Genomic DNA, 16,193 nt, shown 5'->3' with positions numbered 1-16,193 from the left:
TTCTATAATCATCTACTGAAATTGTCAACTCTTTTTTTATCCCACAGCTTTACTGCTATAAAAAACAAAAGTATTGACAATAGTGTAAAGAAAATTCGGTTTATAAATATACTGTTTTCAAAGGTTTTAAACTCAGAATAAGGGACTATCCTGTTAAATCTGATTATATATTTATTGAATTTGTTGTCCATGTTTATACTATATATCCAAAGTATAAACTGTATTATTATAGGTATAATACCATTGTCAAAGATAAGCTGAGATACATAGCTTAAGGATGACACAAACATAATAGTAGGTAAAATCCACAAAGCCGTATATTTGAAAAATGCCCCGTAGGATATGGGATCTCCGTTTAATTTTGAAAATTCGTAAAACATAAAGGTAGCATGGCCTGCCGCCAATAACACTATAAAGAAAGATATCAGTACATCTGCCAAATATTTTCCTCCCACATATTCAAAAGAAGAAACTTGACTTGTATATATAAATTCATTTACACTATATCTTCTATCCTTAATAAAAGTAAATGCCGTAATAAAAACCACGAAAAAACCTACACCCACACCCATATAATCCGCAAAAAGTCTTGCATAAGCATTGGTAACTCTATCTTCTTTAAGAATTTTATTATATCTTTTCATTTCCGATTCATAGGGACCTTGGACAGCAAAAATAGATAAGTAATATTTTTCACTATAGGATGTATTTCCTCCCAAGGCATTGTCTACAGACTTCATAATTTTTTCAAATTCGTTATAAGAAATACTGAGAGACTTGTTCTCAATTTCATCTATAGCTTCTTTCAAAACTTGTTTCTGACTATTATTTATTTTCTCATATATCCTGCTTATTCCTCTTATCCTTAAAGTATATCCTGATTCATAATCGGCTTTCATACTTTCGTATACGGCTTTCTCAACATCTTTGTTATCTATTGCAAACCCTTTTTCTCTTTTCTCCAAAATTACTTCAGTATCGGTCCTGAGTGGAATGGGTTTTATCCACCACTGCTTCAAATCACCGATAAATTGAGTATAGTAAAATAGAAATGCAGATACTATTAATATGACAATAGTAAAACTTCTAAATTGTTGTTTTAATTCCTTTGAAAAAATTTTCCCAAACATATTTTTATACCTCTTTCTCTCTAAACTTCATACAAGCATCCTCCAAGACCATACCGTTATAGATTACATTTCCTCTGTTTAAAACTATTATGGTATTACATCCTTCCATATCTTCAGCAACAGAAGCAGATAAAATAACGGTTTTATCCTTTCCAATTTCAAAAAATATGTTTTTGATTCTTACCTTTTCCTCCTTATCAAGACCTGCTGTCGGTTCATCTGCTATGATTACCTGAGGGTCTTTTACCGTAATTACTGCTATTCCTAATCTTTTTTTCATGCTTTTGGAAAGAGTTTTTATTTTTTCTTTATATAAATCCTGAAGGTTCACTCTTTCCAATATGTCATATATTTCTCCTCTGAGAAACTTTTTACCGGAAAGAACGGCAAAATAATCTAATGTTTCATATACCGTGAAATCAGGATAAAAAGAAAACTCCCGAGGAAGATATCCTATCATTTTTCTTATAGCCTTTTTATTTTCTATACTTATTCCGTCAATATAAATTTCTCCTGAGGTTTTGGCTGTTACAGTAGATAATATTCTCATAAATGTGGTTTTCCCTGCACCCTCAGAACCCAACAATCCGTAGATACCGCTGCCTATAATGCTAAGGCTTATATCATCCAAAGCCTTTATCCCACCATAATTTTTTACCAGTTTAATAACCTCTATTTTCACGGTATATCCTCCTTTTTATCTCCTTAAATGAAAAATATTCGTATAGTTGAGATGAAACTAAAAAAATAAGAGTTGACATCAATATCAATTTCATTCCCATTCCGAATTTAAAATATAGAGTTAATGACACGGCAGATGAAATTCCAAATGTAGACGTCATCCAACGAATTCGTATTCTTTTTAATGTTTTTTTGTTTTCCTTAATTTTCTGAAGTTGAATTTTATCATATTCCTTAATATTAATTCGTCTCCATATTTCATTTATATATTTATGATCATTTTCCCGGCTATCCATTTAATCCACCTCTCCATAAAAATCTTTTAGTTTTTTTCTTGCACGAAAAATGGTTATTTTAACTTGTGCCAAGCTCATACCCAATATTTCAGCTATTTCCTTATATGATAATTCCTGAAAAGCATATAGATAAAGCACCTTTTTTTGATTGAAATTTAAACTGTTAAAACTCCTTGTAAACCTTTCTTCCTTTTCTTTATTTATTACCTGTTCTTCAGGAGAAAAAGTGGATACAGCACCAAATTTCAGATTTAAATTTTTATTGTTCTTTCTGATATAATCTACGGTTTTGTTGTGTATAATGGAAAATAAGTAGGATTTGGCAGTACTATAATTATTAAGCCTTTCTCGGTATACATAAAATACGGCGAAACTGTCCTGTACTATATCCTCAGCAGCATAATAGTCCTTTAATATGCTCATTGCAAAGGTTACAGCTTGCTTTCTATATTTGATTACAAATTCTTCGAAGGCTTGTTCATCTCCGTTTTTCAATAGTTTCAACTGTTCATCCACTTTTTCACCTCCCAAAACATTATTTTTTTTCTGTTTTTATGAATGTATATACCAAGAATATTATTCCTAAAATAATTAATTCCAGTCTTGTAAAGATAAATGAACTTGGAAATTTAAAGGCCACGGCTTCAGTTTTCCTTCCCAAAAGCATCATATATGAATATGTGCTCAGGAAATTGTTTCCGAATATATCGGCCCATATAGGTATTATATTATCAAAATTCAACATTCCCATCAAAAATGTAATAGGAATTAACACATAAATCAGTTTTCCGTTAATCTTTCCCAATATCATACTTAAGCCCAGAAGGAATATGAAAGTCGGAAGCAAAAAAACGATTATAAATTTTATAAAGCTTCCAAATTCACTGTATCCGAATATGGCCTTATAATATATAAAGCTCATAAAAATCGGAACCAAAGATGTCAAAATAAATATAACAAATACCGAAGAGGACTTCAACATATAGTATTGGATTTGGGATATAGGCGATGAATATATTATACTTCTTACTCTTATTTCCTTTTCATTGAAAATATCCGACACAATAAATATCATTGAAGCCATTAATACCGGGGAAATCATGCTTATAAAAAAAGCATAAGTCCACTGGGAGAAAGGTGCTGTACCCAGATATCCGTTTATTACCAATCTTGTCAATGAATCATAGGTAGTGGCTGCAATCAGCAAAAGAACATACAGATATTTTTTAGACCCGACTATTCTTTTAATTTCATATTTCATTAATCCGATGTTATTCAACCTCAATCGCCTCCTTGGTGAGATTCATTTCTTTAAGAAACTCATTATATGTCAAATTCTTCAATAAATATTTTTTATAAACTCTTTTTATTCCTTCAGAAAAGACCTTTTCTCCCTGAATTTCTTCTCCCTTTAGAAGCTCAAGAGGCATCAAATAATACAATTCGGTCTGCTTATTTTCCATTTCTAAGGACTTTATAAATTTGGGATTCAATTTGTCTCTCATATCCTTATTTTTTATATAATAATAATTCTTAAGCTCAGCCACTCTGTTTTTCCAAGGACTTAAAAAAACATTTGATGAAATCATATCTCCGAACTCTTTTTGTATATATTTATAAGAAGAATAATTTGCAAGTCCTTCCGAAGACCAAGGGCTATTTTCTATAATATTTACACCTGTGCCCCACCATTGATGAGCCATTTCGTGAGCAATAAGCTGAATGTCATCGGCATAAACGGAAACTCTTCCGAAATCATTTATTTGTTCCTTTTCATTCTCTACGGAATACATGCTTTCCTCACGATTCACACTATTTTCTGAAAAAGTTATGACATTTTCGGAAGAATGGCCTCCTCTTTTATATATGGAAACTTCGGCAATTTTCAGCGGATACTTTTTTGAATAATATTCTCCTATGTTTTCAATATAATATTTCATCATATTTTTTATATGTTCTTCTATCTTCATGTTTTTCACGTATTCTTCGTGTTTTGGAGCATAATAAAATTCGACGGTCATATTTTCTACATTAATTTCAGTCTTTTTATATTTTCCCGCAAATGCTCCTATATCCGCAGTATGGGAACTATATTCAAATATCCATTTATTTTTATCCCCTTTTGATTCTACACTTACAAGTTTTCCGGGTGTAATTACGGTTAAATCCTTCGAAGCTGATAAATATCCGGAAATATCTATTAAATCGCCCTTTTGGACTATAGGTCTGAATATCCAATTCGAAACTTCAAGAAGATATATGCTGTCTTTGGAAATATAACCCGGCATTGCTCTTCCTACCCCATCTCTGTCACATTTTACTTTCCCTTCATAGAAAAATTCTATTTTTATTTTTTCCTCAGAAGGTATGGGTATTTCGATGATGTTCTCATTCTTAACTTTTTTGTACTCCGTTTTCTCTCCGTTAACTCTTAGAGAATTTATTTTAAGTCCCTCATTTATATAAAATTTTATTGTCTCAGAACCTTTATTTATGAGGTCATATAAAACGTGAGCATTCATCTCTCCTCCTTTGGTATTGAAGTCTACTTCGGGATAAATGCCTTTTAAATATATATTTTCATCGGAATGTACCTCAATGTTATTTGCCGGCTCTGAAGTATAGGGCTCTTTAGCATAGGCAAAGCTGCTTCCCAATAAACTAAATATGGTTAAAACCAGTAGTCCCTTGTTTTTTATATTTATCAGAAATGATTTCCATATTTTATTTTCATATCTTCTTCTGAACAGTAACCCTATAAAAAATACGGACATGGAAATAAAAAACCATAATAGTCTATTATAAATAATTGTCTTGCTTACAGGGCCAATGCCCGTAAAATCCGAAACCACATCCATATTGGTTCCTATCCAGTTCAATAAATAATTGTTTGATGTCAAACTTTTGATAAAAAGCAATCCGAAAGTTATAATGCTCATGTCCAAACTTTCTGTTAACAAATATAATCCCGATATTATTAAAACGGAAAACAAAATAGTTAAGAAAAATATGAGCCCGTAGCTAAATAAATAGTAATAGATATCAATGGGTATGCCATATTTAACCTTCTGTACAATCATAACCATTGCCATTCCCATTATAGTCGTCAAAACAGCATAAAATACTATGGAGATAATCCTGATTTTTACTATACTTAAATAGTTTAAATTCGACTCTATGATACTTTTACTTTTATTTCTTTTATCCTTATCTAAAGTCAATGCGGTAAATAAAGCAAATAACATGGAGCAAATTTCAGCACCAAATTTTGCGGAATTAAAGGATATGGTTGATGATGTTCTTTTTAAATAAAACAGCTTAAAATCGTTTGTCATATTTAATGAATTGACTCCTATTGCCAATATTATACATGTAATTAAAATCAATATAATTATTATCTTAGATTTGAACATATATTTAATTTCATTCATTTTCAGTTTCTCCTTTCAACATGCAATATATATAAGCATCTTCTAAAGAAGGAGTTATTTTATCAAAAGATGAGGGCAGTTTTTCCGATACGATCCTGTATTTAGTCCCTTTGGGGGTAATAACCGTTGAAGTAATCTTGAATTCACCCTTTACTTCACTTTTTAATATTTTTTCTCTCTCATTTCCTTCAATTTCTATAGTTCCTACATGTTCCAAAGCCTCTTTAATCAGTTCATTGGGTTCTCCGACAAAAAATATTTTCCCTTTATTTAAAACAATAATTGAATTACATATTGATTCTACATCTTCAATAATATGAGTTGATAATATAACTATTCTGTCTTTTGAACCTTCGGAAAAGAGATTTCTAAACCTTATTCTCTCTTCCGGATCAAGACCTACAGTGGGCTCGTCCACTATAAGCAGTTCCGGATTGTTAAGTATGGCTTGGGCAATTCCTACCCTCTGTTTTTGCCCTCCCGAAAGGGTTCTTATCTTGTACTTTCTTTTTTCTTTTAAACTTGTCATGCTTATAGCTCTGTCGACAGCTTCTGATTTGTTCTTTTTTATTCCCTTCAGGGAAGCAATATAATCCAGAAACTCATCCACTTTCAATTCCTCATATAGCCCAAAATCCTGAGGCAGATATCCGAGTCTTTCTTTAAGATATCTTTCATTCTTGTTTAAAGGAATCCCGTCTATTGTGATACTGCCATTTGTAGGAAGGAGCTGGCCTACCAATATTTTCATAAGGGTACTTTTTCCCGCCCCGTTAGGTCCCACAAATCCTATCATAGCCGGAGAATCTATACTTAAATTAATGTTCTCCAGTGCTTTTATGCTTTTATATCTTTTACTGATGTTTTCCAATTTTATATTCATTATCATCCCTCCACTATATATTCGAAGGAATGGTAGAAAAGTTACAGAGATAGATATAGGAAAATTTAAATTTTTTTATATGTTTATTTATATGAGTTGTTTAGATTTGTTTTTTATATCATCATTTATGATAATATTTATTATGAGTATTAATTATAAAATAAAGAACAAGTTTTTTGTTAGAACTCGTTCTTTATTTTATATAATGTTAATTTAAAATTTATTTATACATTCTTCCTAAATTGTCCGCCGCAATTATAGCGGAGTATACATCTTCGGCTTCTACTTTGAACGGCATATTATGCATGGTATCTCCTTCGGCGCAGGAAACTTCCGCTACCTTCATAATATCCTCTTCTCTTAAATCATGAATTCCCATATCTCCTAATGTTATAGGGAGGCCTACTTGTATACAGAAATTTATAACTTCCTCAATTTCTTCTGATGGGCTATTTTCTAATATTAGCTGAACTATAGTTCCAAATGCGACTTTTTCTCCATGATAAAGATGGTGACATTCGCTAATAACGGTAAATCCATTGTGTACTGCATGGGCCGCAGCTAACCCACAGCTTTCAAATCCTATGCCGCTTAAGTAAGTATTTGCTTCTACGATATTTTCCACTGCCCTGGTAACAACTTTCTTTTCTACCGCAAGTTTTGCTTTTAGTCCATCTCTCATTAAAGTTTTATAACATAATTCAGCAATAGCAAAAGCGGCCTGAGTTGCTTTTCCTCCTGCCATCGTATTTGCATCAGCTCTTACGCAAGCTCTTGCCTCAAAATATGTTGCCAATGCATCTCCCATTCCCGCAACAAGTAATCTTACGGGAGCCTTTGAAATTATAGACGTATCCACCAACACAACTTCCGGATTCTTCGGAAGGAACAAATATTCACTAAATTCACCTTCCTCCGTATAAATTACGGATAATGCGCTACAGGGAGCATCTGTGGAAGCAATTGTCGGAATTATGACTACGGGAATATGACTATAATATCCGACTGCCTTTGCCGTATCAAATACCTTTCCTCCGCCTATTCCTATTATCACATTGCAGCTTTCCTCAATTAACACTTTTTTTATTCTTTCTATTTCATTTTTAGAACATTCGCCGTTGAAAGGTTCAAAAACTAATTTGGAATCCTTATTTTTAAAACTATTCTCTATTATATTTTTTGTTCGTTTTATTCCGTTTTCGCTGGCCAAAATCAGGAATTTGTTGCCCAACGAATGAACATGTTCATATAAATTGTACAATTCATTTCTGCCTTGAACATATTTGCTTGGAGAAATAATTATATTTGTCATATTTAACACTCTCCTTTATATCTACCTATATATACAATACCCGAATTTTTTTATTTTATATATTAAAAATTTAATATACAAAATAAAAAAGTCTACAGTTAAACAATGGCACATTAGTAGGCCTTTTTTGAAACCTATTTAATGGAAAATTTATAATTTACAAAAAGCAGGTTTGCATAATTATATTATGCAAACCTGCTTTTATCTTTTTATATTAAATCTAATTCTCAATTACATCTTTAATTCTATTTGTTCCCTTTTCTATATTTTCTAAAGAAGTCGCATAAGAAAGCCTTATGTAATCATCTTCTCCAAAAGCTGCTCCCGGTATTACCGCTACCTTTCCTTCCTCAAGAAGAAGTTGTGCAAAATCAAGGGAACTTCTAATTTCCTTTCCTTTTATTGTCTTTCCCTTTAACTTTTTATAATTAACCATTACATAAAAAGCACCCTTTGGCATTTTACAGCTCAAGCCTTCAATGGAATTTACCTTTTTCACCATATGGTTTCTTCTTTCTTCAAACTGTTTTCTCATATTTTCAACACTATCCTGATTTCCGTTTAATCCCTCTACACTGGCATATTGAGCTATGGAACACGGATGGGATGTAATATGGCTTTGGATACTTCCCATAACCTTTGCTACCTTTTCATCTGCTGCGACATATCCTATTCTCCATCCTGTCATGGCATAAGCCTTTGACATACCGTTTACAACCATGGTCAATCTTTTAATATCATCACCTAATGAAGCTATGCTTGTATGTTTCTCTCCTCCATATATGAGCTTCTCATAGATTTCATCCGAAATAACGAAAATATTATTTTTTACTGCCCATTCTGCTATAGCCTTTAAATCGGAAGAATTATATATAATACCTGTAGGATTATTCGGACTGTTAAGTATTATAGCTTTTGTCTTTTTGGTTAAAACCGCGTCCAAATCCTCCACTTTGCATTTAAAACCATTTTCTTCTTTTGTTTGAACATATACCGGAACCCCTCCTGCAATTTGTACAAGCTGGGGATAACTTACCCAATAAGGAATAGAAACAATAACTTCATCTCCCGGATCCAATATAGCCATAAGGGAATTGTATAAGGATTGCTTTGCCCCGTTTGAAATTACGATGTTATTTGGATTATATTTCAATCCGTTATCCCTGCTAAATTTTTTACAGATAGCTTCTTTTAATTCGATTATACCAGAGGCAGGAGTATATTTTGTTTTTCCCTCCTTAATTGCCTTTATACCTTCTTCGGAAATATTAGAAGGTGTATTGAAATCGGGTTCACCAACACCAAACTCAACAACATCTATCCCTTTTGCTTTCATCGCTTTGGCTTTAGCGGTTATCTCAAGAGTAACAGACGGAGCAATGCTTAATCCTTTTTTTGATAAATTCAGGTTCATATTATTTATACCTCCCTTTAGATTTTAATGTTATATATATCTTTTAATGTATTTTTAATTATTATCAAAGAATCTTCAAATATTGTCTTGTATTGGAGAAGAATTATTTTATAATGTTTATACCCCTCATCGGTAATGCGATATCTTCTTATAGATCTTTTATCAGGCTGATCCCAAGAACCTATTATATATCCCTTCTCTTCCATTTCCCTTAATAGAGGATATACCATTCCGGGACTTGGAATCCATTTATTTTCCATTCTTAACTTGATTTCATCAATTATCTCATTTCCATAATAACTTTTCTCTTTAAGCAGATGAAGTATATATAATTTTACAAAAGACGTCGTGCTTATCTTAGATGGAAACTGCCTATTTCTTTCACCTTTATAATTGGTCAATACTTATCCTCCTTTCACCCTTCATCAGATTATCAACAGGAACATAATACCTTCCAATTAAATATTCCCCATCTATCAAATCTCCATGAGAATCGGAACCTCCTGTTATCAAAAGATTTTTCTTCTTGGCCAAACTTAAAAAATATACAACATCTTCATGAGTATGCTTTGAATGAATCACTTCTAATCCGTCTATTCCTTCCTTTATAACATAATCTATAATTTCTTTTCTTTTTATTAATCCCGGATGAGCCAATACAGCTATTCCTTCTTCTTCATGAATTAAATCTATAGTTTCTTTAATAGACAAGCTGCATCTTTCCACATAAGCCGGGCAACCCCTGTTCAGATACAGATCAAAAGCTTCCCTCATAGAATGTACATATCCCTTTTCAATCAGCGCTCTCGCTATATGAGGCCTCCCGATTAAACCATTTTGGGTATAAATACAAACATCTTCCATATCTATCTTCAATCCTTGATTATTCAGTTTTTTTATAATCTCGGAACATCTCTCGATTCTTTTTTCTTTCAAAAAACTAACCTTTTCACTAATTTTAGGCAAAAAATATTTTGAAAAATATCCTAATATATGAACGTCTTCTCCTTCAAATACACAGCCAAATTCAATGCCGGGAATAACTTTAACTTGACTATTTTCAAATTTTCTTATCCCCGCAACAGTATCATGATCGGTAATACTTATGGCATATAAACCTTTTCGAAAAGCTATTTTAATAACTTCATCAGGAGTTAGCAATCCATCGGAATAAGTTGTATGAATATGTAAATCTGCAGTTAAAATCAAGATATCACTCCCAAATTTATAGCACTATATTTATAACCCATAGAAAAATTATTTTCTTTCCTAATTTATACTTGACCTTTTATACTATTATTATATCATTAATATAAAAAAGCTTCCAAGGTAAAATGAAATTTTTCTATAAATTATAAAAAGTCTGCCATATATGGCAGACTTTTTAAAAAATACTATCTCGGCTCAATAATTAACTTAATAGCTGTTCTTTCCTCACCGTCAATTTCAATGTCTGTAAAAGCTGGTATACATATTAAATCAATACCGCTGGGTGCAACAAAACCTCTGGCAATGGCAACTGCCTTGACAGCCTGGTTCAAAGCCCCCGCACCAATAGCTTGAATCTCGGCAGAACCTTTTTCTCTTAATACTCCCGCAAGAGCTCCTGCAACAGAATTTGGACTTGATTTTGCTGATACTTTTAATACATCCATTAAAATATCCCCCTCTACCAAAATTATTTATTATGAATTATATATTTATATATGACTATAATTCTTTATTCTACAAATATTAGTAAAATCCTCTTTTATTTAAAAATATTTTTGCTTTTGAAAATTTTCGCTCTTTTTTATAACTCATAAAAAAATCATCTTTTTTTAGTTCGAAATTGACCTTAAACGGTTTCAAAAAGGCTGCCCTTTATTTTGCATATTCTATTGCCCTTGTCTCTCTTATTACATTTACCTTTATTTGACCCGGATAGTCAAGTTCCTCTTCTACTCTTTTGACTATCTCTCTGGCAGTATGAACAATCTCATCATCATTAATTAATTCCGGTTTAACCATTATTCTTATCTCACGACCTGCTTGTATGGCATAAGATTTCTCGATTCCCTCAAAAGAATTAGCTATTTCTTCAAGTTTTTCAAGTCTTTTGATGTATGCTTCCAGCGTTTCTCTTCTTGCTCCCGGTCTTGCAGCAGATATGGCATCCGCCGCCTGAACTAACACCGCTTCAACTGTTTGTGGTTCAATATCTCCATGATGAGCAGCAATTGCATGAAGCACTTCCTTCGACTCCTTATATTTCTTAGCCAAATCCACTCCAATTGTAACATGAGGTCCTTCAACTTCATGATCTACAGCCTTACCTATATCGTGCAAAAGTCCTGCTCTTTTAGCAATTTTAACATCAGCACCCAATTCCGATGCCATCACTCCTGCTAAACGAGAAACTTCAATAGAATGCCTTAATACATTTTGCCCGTAACTTGTTCTATATTTAAGTCTACCCAATAGTTTTATAAGTTCAGGGTGTAAACCGTTTATTCCGCATTCAAAAGCAGCTTGCTCTCCCGCTTCTCTTATGATATTCTCTACTTCCTTTTTGGCTTTTTCAACCATTTCCTCTATTCTTGCCGGATGTATTCTTCCATCGATTATCAACTTTTCCAATGCAATTCTCGCAACTTCTCTTCTTATAGGATCAAATCCTGAAAGAACTACGGCTTCCGGTGTATCATCTATAATCAAATCAATTCCCGTAAGTGTTTCTAAAGTTCTAATATTTCTACCTTCTCTTCCAATGATTCTGCCTTTCATTTCATCATTTGGCAAAGGAACTACCGTCACCGTAGTCTCAGCAACATGATCAGAAGCACATTTTTGGATGGCACAGGAAATGATTTCCCTGGCTTTTTTATCAGCTTCCTCCTTTGCCTTGCTCTCAATTTCTTTAATCATTATAGCAGATTCATGAGTTATTTCTTTCTTAACATCATTGAGAAGCAATTCCTTGGCTTCTTCTGACGTCAAGCCTGATAATCTTTCCAATTCTTCAACTTGCTTTTCATAAAGCTGATTTATAAGCTCTTCTTTCTCATCTAATTCCTTTATTTTTTTAGAAACTAAATCATCCTTTTTTTCTAAACTTTCACTTTTTCTATCAAGAGATTCTTCTCTATGCATTAACCGTCTTTCTAATTTTTGAAGTTCATTTCTTCTTTCTCTGCTTTCTTTTTCAAATTCACTTCTCATCTTATGAATCTCTTCTTTTGCTTCCAATAACACTTCTTTTTTCTTTGTTTCTGCATCTTTATTTGCATCATCTAAAATTTTCTTGGCTAATTCCTCAGAATTTTTTATCTTTCCTTCACTGATTGTTCTTCTTATATAAAAACCAGCGATGATTCCAATTATGGCACTTATAACTAATTTTAGAAGTTCAATAACGCTGCACCTCCCTTTCTATTTAATTTTCAAGTTCCAAAAGTACTTAATTTACAATAATTAATAAAAATATAAACCGGATAATCGCGGCTTATAGAGTCTACACTATTTACAAGTATAGCTTTACATACGATTTAATTTTATTACTTTTAAGAAAATATGTCAAGTTATTAATCAGGCGTTATCTTCCTTACAATGCTTTCTGAGCCCTTTAATTCTACTCGGTAGGCATTTGTTCCGATAGATGACAAATAATTATTATGAGTAACCATTATAATCTGCTTATTGAACATCTCCGAAGTTTTCTGCAAAAAATCCGCTACGTTGAATATATATTCTTCGCTCACATGTTTAGCAGGTTCGTCTAATATGAGGGGGCCGCATATTTGTGGTCTGTATATCTGCATAAAAGCAATTCTCAATGCTAAAGAAATAACGTCTACAACTCCTCCTCCTCTTGATAACTCCGGTTTTGTCTTTATGGTATGAGTACCATAACGGGAAATTACATAAAACTCAGCATTAGGTTTATTTCTTAATTCTACTATATCAATATTGAATTCCATGTCATTTTCAAAAACATACTGCAAACAATTAGTTACTAACGTTTCTATCTGCTTTTTAGATTGTTCCCTCGCAAATTCGGAAGTTTTCTGAAGCAATAAATTTACTTCTTCCAATAAATCGATCTTTGAATCGATTTCATTTATTTCCTTTTTCACTTTCTCCATCTGTTCCAGTATTTTTTCTTTCTTTCCGCTTTCCTTAGAATACAGTCTTTTTAAATTATCTATGTTTTTATTAAGGTCTTCTAAATTGGATATCATAATAAGTCACTCATTTCTTTTCCAATAAATCTTTTGGAAGAAGTTTATTGGCCTCATCGAATAAAGAATCTATCTCTAAGGTGAGTTTTTTAATTTCTTCATCTAAATTATTAGGATTAACTTTTAAGCTTTCAAGTTCCTTAATCAAATCTTCTTTTTGTTTATTTAACTGTTCCAGCCTTGCTTCCGCCTTATATCTCAAAGATTTTGCTTTCTCCAGATCATCCTTCAAAGTATTTAATTTTTTTTCATAATCCTGCATGCTTATACACTCCTCATAAATTATAAGTTAAAATACTATCCTAATGTATTTATATTTTAAACTTTCAATAATAAGACTTCAATTAACTATAATTTGATATTATCTTTTCAATTGTTTTTGAATCTATCTTACTTAAACAAAGGGGACAAATACCCAGTTTCAATAATAAGGATTTATATTCTTCGAGAAATAATGATATATTATCCTTTTCATCTTTGATAATCTTATTTGTATTATTTATATTGCTTAGAATATCAGTGTAACGCTTTTCTACATTAATAAAAGTATTAAATCCCTTTAATTTACCGCTTATATTCTGAACTAAAAGATCACCTTCAGAAATATTTTTAAATTTTTTTATATAATTATTTCCCTGTTCTATTCTCTTGTCCAAATCCATGAGATTTTTATATATGGTTGAAAGGTTGTTTAATCCGTGAATATTCTTTTCGATATCATCCGTCATATTACTAACAATATATATGGTCTTCAAATTTTCTATTATTAAATTACTATCAGATAAATTTTTATTAATATATCTGTATTTTTCATCTATTGATTTTAATAGCAATAACTTCTTTGTTTTATCATCGAGATTAATTAAAATATTACCCATTTCATCTATATTAGATGAATATTTCAATATATTTAAGTTTTCATTTATCTTCTCATCTATATTAATTAAATTGACCTTTTTACTGTTTACTATATTATATATTCTGATACAATTATTTAATCTGTCTGATTTTTCTTTTACTATATCAATATTTTCTAATCTGTTTATAATGCTCTTAACGTTTCCTATATTATTCGAACAATCTATGTAGTCCTTTCTGATACCAATCAATTTTTCTAATTTGGCTTGTTTCTCATTTATACTCCCTTGTATTATTTCAAATTTATCTAATATTCTTTTTAAATCGTCTAAATAATCATATTTTTTAAGATCATCGGACAGATTTTGATATTGTTCTTCGTTGTTTTTCTTTAAGCTATTTAAATTTGTCTTATCTTTCAATGTATCCTTTATCGCATCATCTACTATATGTACTCCTATTAACCGTCCTATGGCATTTGCCCTTGTATTCGTATTTTCCGATAAAAGAAATGGACCTTCCAATTGTTCGCTTATATTGATGGCATTAGATTGTTTTCCGGATAAGAAAATCTTTCTTATTTTAATCTTATCGACTATTTCTTTTGGAACTTCAAGACCAAATCCCTCGTATATAGTTTCTTTTCCAAATTCGTCATAATAATAATACAAATTTTTGCTTCTGCTCTTATATCTTTTAATAGCTGTATTGTCACTAAAATATATGATTATGCTACATTCCTTTTCTCCTTCTCTTATAAAAAAATCTCCTGAGGGTTCATTAAACAATGCCCATTGAATTCCTCTGATTATAGCACTCTTTCCTTGGTCAGAAGGACCTACTATCACATTTAAATGCTCATCAAACAGTATTTCAGTATGTTTATGAGATTGAAAATTTTCTAAAATCACCTTCTTGATATAGGTCATATCATATATCATCTCCTGAAAACTTAATCTGGGAAGAAGCAATTCGTCTTAGAGCCTCTTCTTTTACTTGGGGTTTAATTCCTTCTGTATGTGATATTTCCGAAAGTATTTTATTGATATCCAGTTTGTCAAAATTAACCGTTTCATCTATAGATTGTTTAAATTCATTCAACCTTTCGTTCTTGTACATATAGTTTTCTATTTCCTTTCTGTCAAGGATTAATTCTCCCTTTTGAGCTGTTTTTAATGGAACAAGTTTTATATCTATTTTCTTTGAAAGATCCATAATAACCACCTGAGGAATTCTTTCAATTTCTTTAACACTGTTTGTGATACGTATTAAGCTTCCCGGATTGATAAAATATTTTCCATCTATAATCTTAATTCCAAATCCCGAATGATAATGTCCGCATAAAGTAATATCCGCTTTAGTTTCCTTTATATCATCTATCAGAGTATAAGGGATCCCTTTTATAAATGGTCTGTCCAAAAGCATTCCATGAACTACATGAATGAGATATTTTATATTATCAGGCTTAGACTTTATAATGTATTTATCTCTGTTAATAGGATCGTCTAAATTATAAATATACGGCTGGCCTGTTAGTTGAACTTTTACACCATTCTTTTCAAGTATAATCTTTTCTCCGCTGTCGATAACATGAAGAATGTTAATCGCATTTAAAAGTCCAAGCATGGTTTTACCCAATGTTTCAGGATTATGGCCGTATATATCATGGTTGCCAGAGACTATATATATGGGAACTTTAATTTTATTCAATATTTCCGCAAACTTACTTACTATCGAAACCGAAACATCAGGCCTGTCGAAAAGATCTCCTCCGTGAATTACATAATCAATATTTTCTTCATTTATTATCCCGATTACCTCATTAAATTTTTTCTCCAAAGTCTCCACCAAATTATCCTTTCTATTTTGTGGAGTAGTTCCTCTTATGTGAGTATCTGTAAAATAAAGTATTTTCAACTTTTATATTTCCTCCTGCTTCAAGACCCCCTTATGAAAACAAGGAGGTCT

At 31.6% G+C, this 16,193-nt stretch carries 17 protein-coding genes; all 17 read right to left on the bottom strand.

The annotated features are described in order from the left end of the window. Positions 1 to 8: 8 nt before the first annotated feature. The gene (locus EQM13_RS08835; RefSeq protein ID WP_114217751.1) at positions 9 to 1,130 is read right to left on the bottom strand and encodes a hypothetical protein; all 1,122 of its coding nucleotides are present in this window, start codon (positions 1,128 to 1,130) and stop codon (positions 9 to 11) included. Positions 1,131 to 1,134: 4 nt separating this feature from the next. Beyond that, positions 1,135 to 1,812, bottom strand: a complete 678-nt coding sequence (locus EQM13_RS08830; protein WP_114217752.1) for an ATP-binding cassette domain-containing protein — start codon at positions 1,810 to 1,812, stop codon at positions 1,135 to 1,137. Beyond that, positions 1,793 to 2,107 (bottom strand): hypothetical protein, encoded by a 315-nt coding sequence (locus tag EQM13_RS08825; RefSeq protein WP_071138696.1) that lies wholly within the window; start codon positions 2,105 to 2,107, stop codon positions 1,793 to 1,795. The genes EQM13_RS08830 and EQM13_RS08825 overlap by 20 nt, the downstream gene beginning before the upstream one ends. Next, on the bottom strand, positions 2,108 to 2,623 hold the full coding sequence (locus EQM13_RS08820; RefSeq protein ID WP_071138697.1) for an RNA polymerase sigma factor: 516 nt from the start codon (positions 2,621 to 2,623) through the stop codon (positions 2,108 to 2,110). Positions 2,624 to 2,642: 19 nt separating this feature from the next. Next, entirely contained in the window at positions 2,643 to 3,386 is a 744-nt protein-coding gene (locus EQM13_RS08815; protein WP_128752479.1) for a hypothetical protein, read from the bottom strand. Continuing rightward, on the bottom strand, positions 3,379 to 5,538 hold the full coding sequence (locus EQM13_RS08810) for a M1 family aminopeptidase (RefSeq protein ID WP_114217753.1): 2,160 nt from the start codon (positions 5,536 to 5,538) through the stop codon (positions 3,379 to 3,381). The genes EQM13_RS08815 and EQM13_RS08810 overlap by 8 nt, the downstream gene beginning before the upstream one ends. Continuing rightward, positions 5,531 to 6,421 (bottom strand): ABC transporter ATP-binding protein, encoded by an 891-nt coding sequence (locus EQM13_RS08805; protein ID WP_071138700.1) that lies wholly within the window; start codon positions 6,419 to 6,421, stop codon positions 5,531 to 5,533. Before EQM13_RS08805 ends, EQM13_RS08810 begins: the two co-directional genes overlap by 8 nt. A gap of 220 nt (positions 6,422 to 6,641) precedes the next feature. After that, complete coding sequence (locus tag EQM13_RS08800) at positions 6,642 to 7,733, bottom strand: glycerol dehydrogenase (protein WP_071138701.1); 1,092 nt, start codon at positions 7,731 to 7,733, stop codon at positions 6,642 to 6,644. A gap of 220 nt (positions 7,734 to 7,953) precedes the next feature. Further along, positions 7,954 to 9,147, bottom strand: a complete 1,194-nt coding sequence (locus tag EQM13_RS08795) for a pyridoxal phosphate-dependent aminotransferase (RefSeq protein WP_240663008.1) — start codon at positions 9,145 to 9,147, stop codon at positions 7,954 to 7,956. A 17-nt stretch (positions 9,148 to 9,164) separates the two neighbouring features. Then, entirely contained in the window at positions 9,165 to 9,548 is a 384-nt protein-coding gene (locus tag EQM13_RS08790; RefSeq protein ID WP_071138702.1) for a PadR family transcriptional regulator, read from the bottom strand. After that, entirely contained in the window at positions 9,535 to 10,356 is an 822-nt protein-coding gene (locus tag EQM13_RS08785; RefSeq protein ID WP_200795941.1) for a PHP domain-containing protein, read from the bottom strand. The genes EQM13_RS08790 and EQM13_RS08785 overlap by 14 nt, the downstream gene beginning before the upstream one ends. Before the next feature lie 185 nt (positions 10,357 to 10,541). Further along, a complete protein-coding gene (locus EQM13_RS08780) occupies positions 10,542 to 10,802 on the bottom strand; it encodes a stage V sporulation protein S (RefSeq protein WP_071138703.1) in 261 nt (86 codons plus the stop codon). A 208-nt stretch (positions 10,803 to 11,010) separates the two neighbouring features. Next, a complete protein-coding gene (gene rny, locus EQM13_RS08775; protein ID WP_128752478.1) occupies positions 11,011 to 12,540 on the bottom strand; it encodes a ribonuclease Y in 1,530 nt (509 codons plus the stop codon). A 170-nt stretch (positions 12,541 to 12,710) separates the two neighbouring features. Then, positions 12,711 to 13,367 carry an AAA family ATPase gene (locus EQM13_RS08770; protein WP_071138705.1) on the bottom strand — a complete coding sequence of 219 codons (657 nt, stop codon included), beginning with the start codon at positions 13,365 to 13,367 and terminating at the stop codon, positions 12,711 to 12,713. Between the two features lie 10 nt (positions 13,368 to 13,377). Further along, positions 13,378 to 13,629, bottom strand: a complete 252-nt coding sequence (locus tag EQM13_RS08765) for a hypothetical protein (RefSeq protein ID WP_071138706.1) — start codon at positions 13,627 to 13,629, stop codon at positions 13,378 to 13,380. Positions 13,630 to 13,711: 82 nt separating this feature from the next. Beyond that, positions 13,712 to 15,154, bottom strand: a complete 1,443-nt coding sequence (locus EQM13_RS08760) for an AAA family ATPase (RefSeq protein ID WP_071138707.1) — start codon at positions 15,152 to 15,154, stop codon at positions 13,712 to 13,714. 1 nt (position 15,155) lies between these two features. Next, positions 15,156 to 16,142, bottom strand: a complete 987-nt coding sequence (locus EQM13_RS08755) for a metallophosphoesterase family protein (protein ID WP_071138708.1) — start codon at positions 16,140 to 16,142, stop codon at positions 15,156 to 15,158. Positions 16,143 to 16,193 lie beyond the last annotated feature (51 nt).

It is taken from the genome of Acidilutibacter cellobiosedens (assembly GCF_004103715.1).
In the GTDB taxonomy this organism is placed as follows: domain Bacteria; phylum Bacillota; class Clostridia; order Tissierellales; family Acidilutibacteraceae; genus Acidilutibacter; species Acidilutibacter cellobiosedens.
The sequence above is the reverse complement of the archived record's forward strand: the minus strand, read 5'-3'. Positions and strand labels throughout refer to the sequence as shown.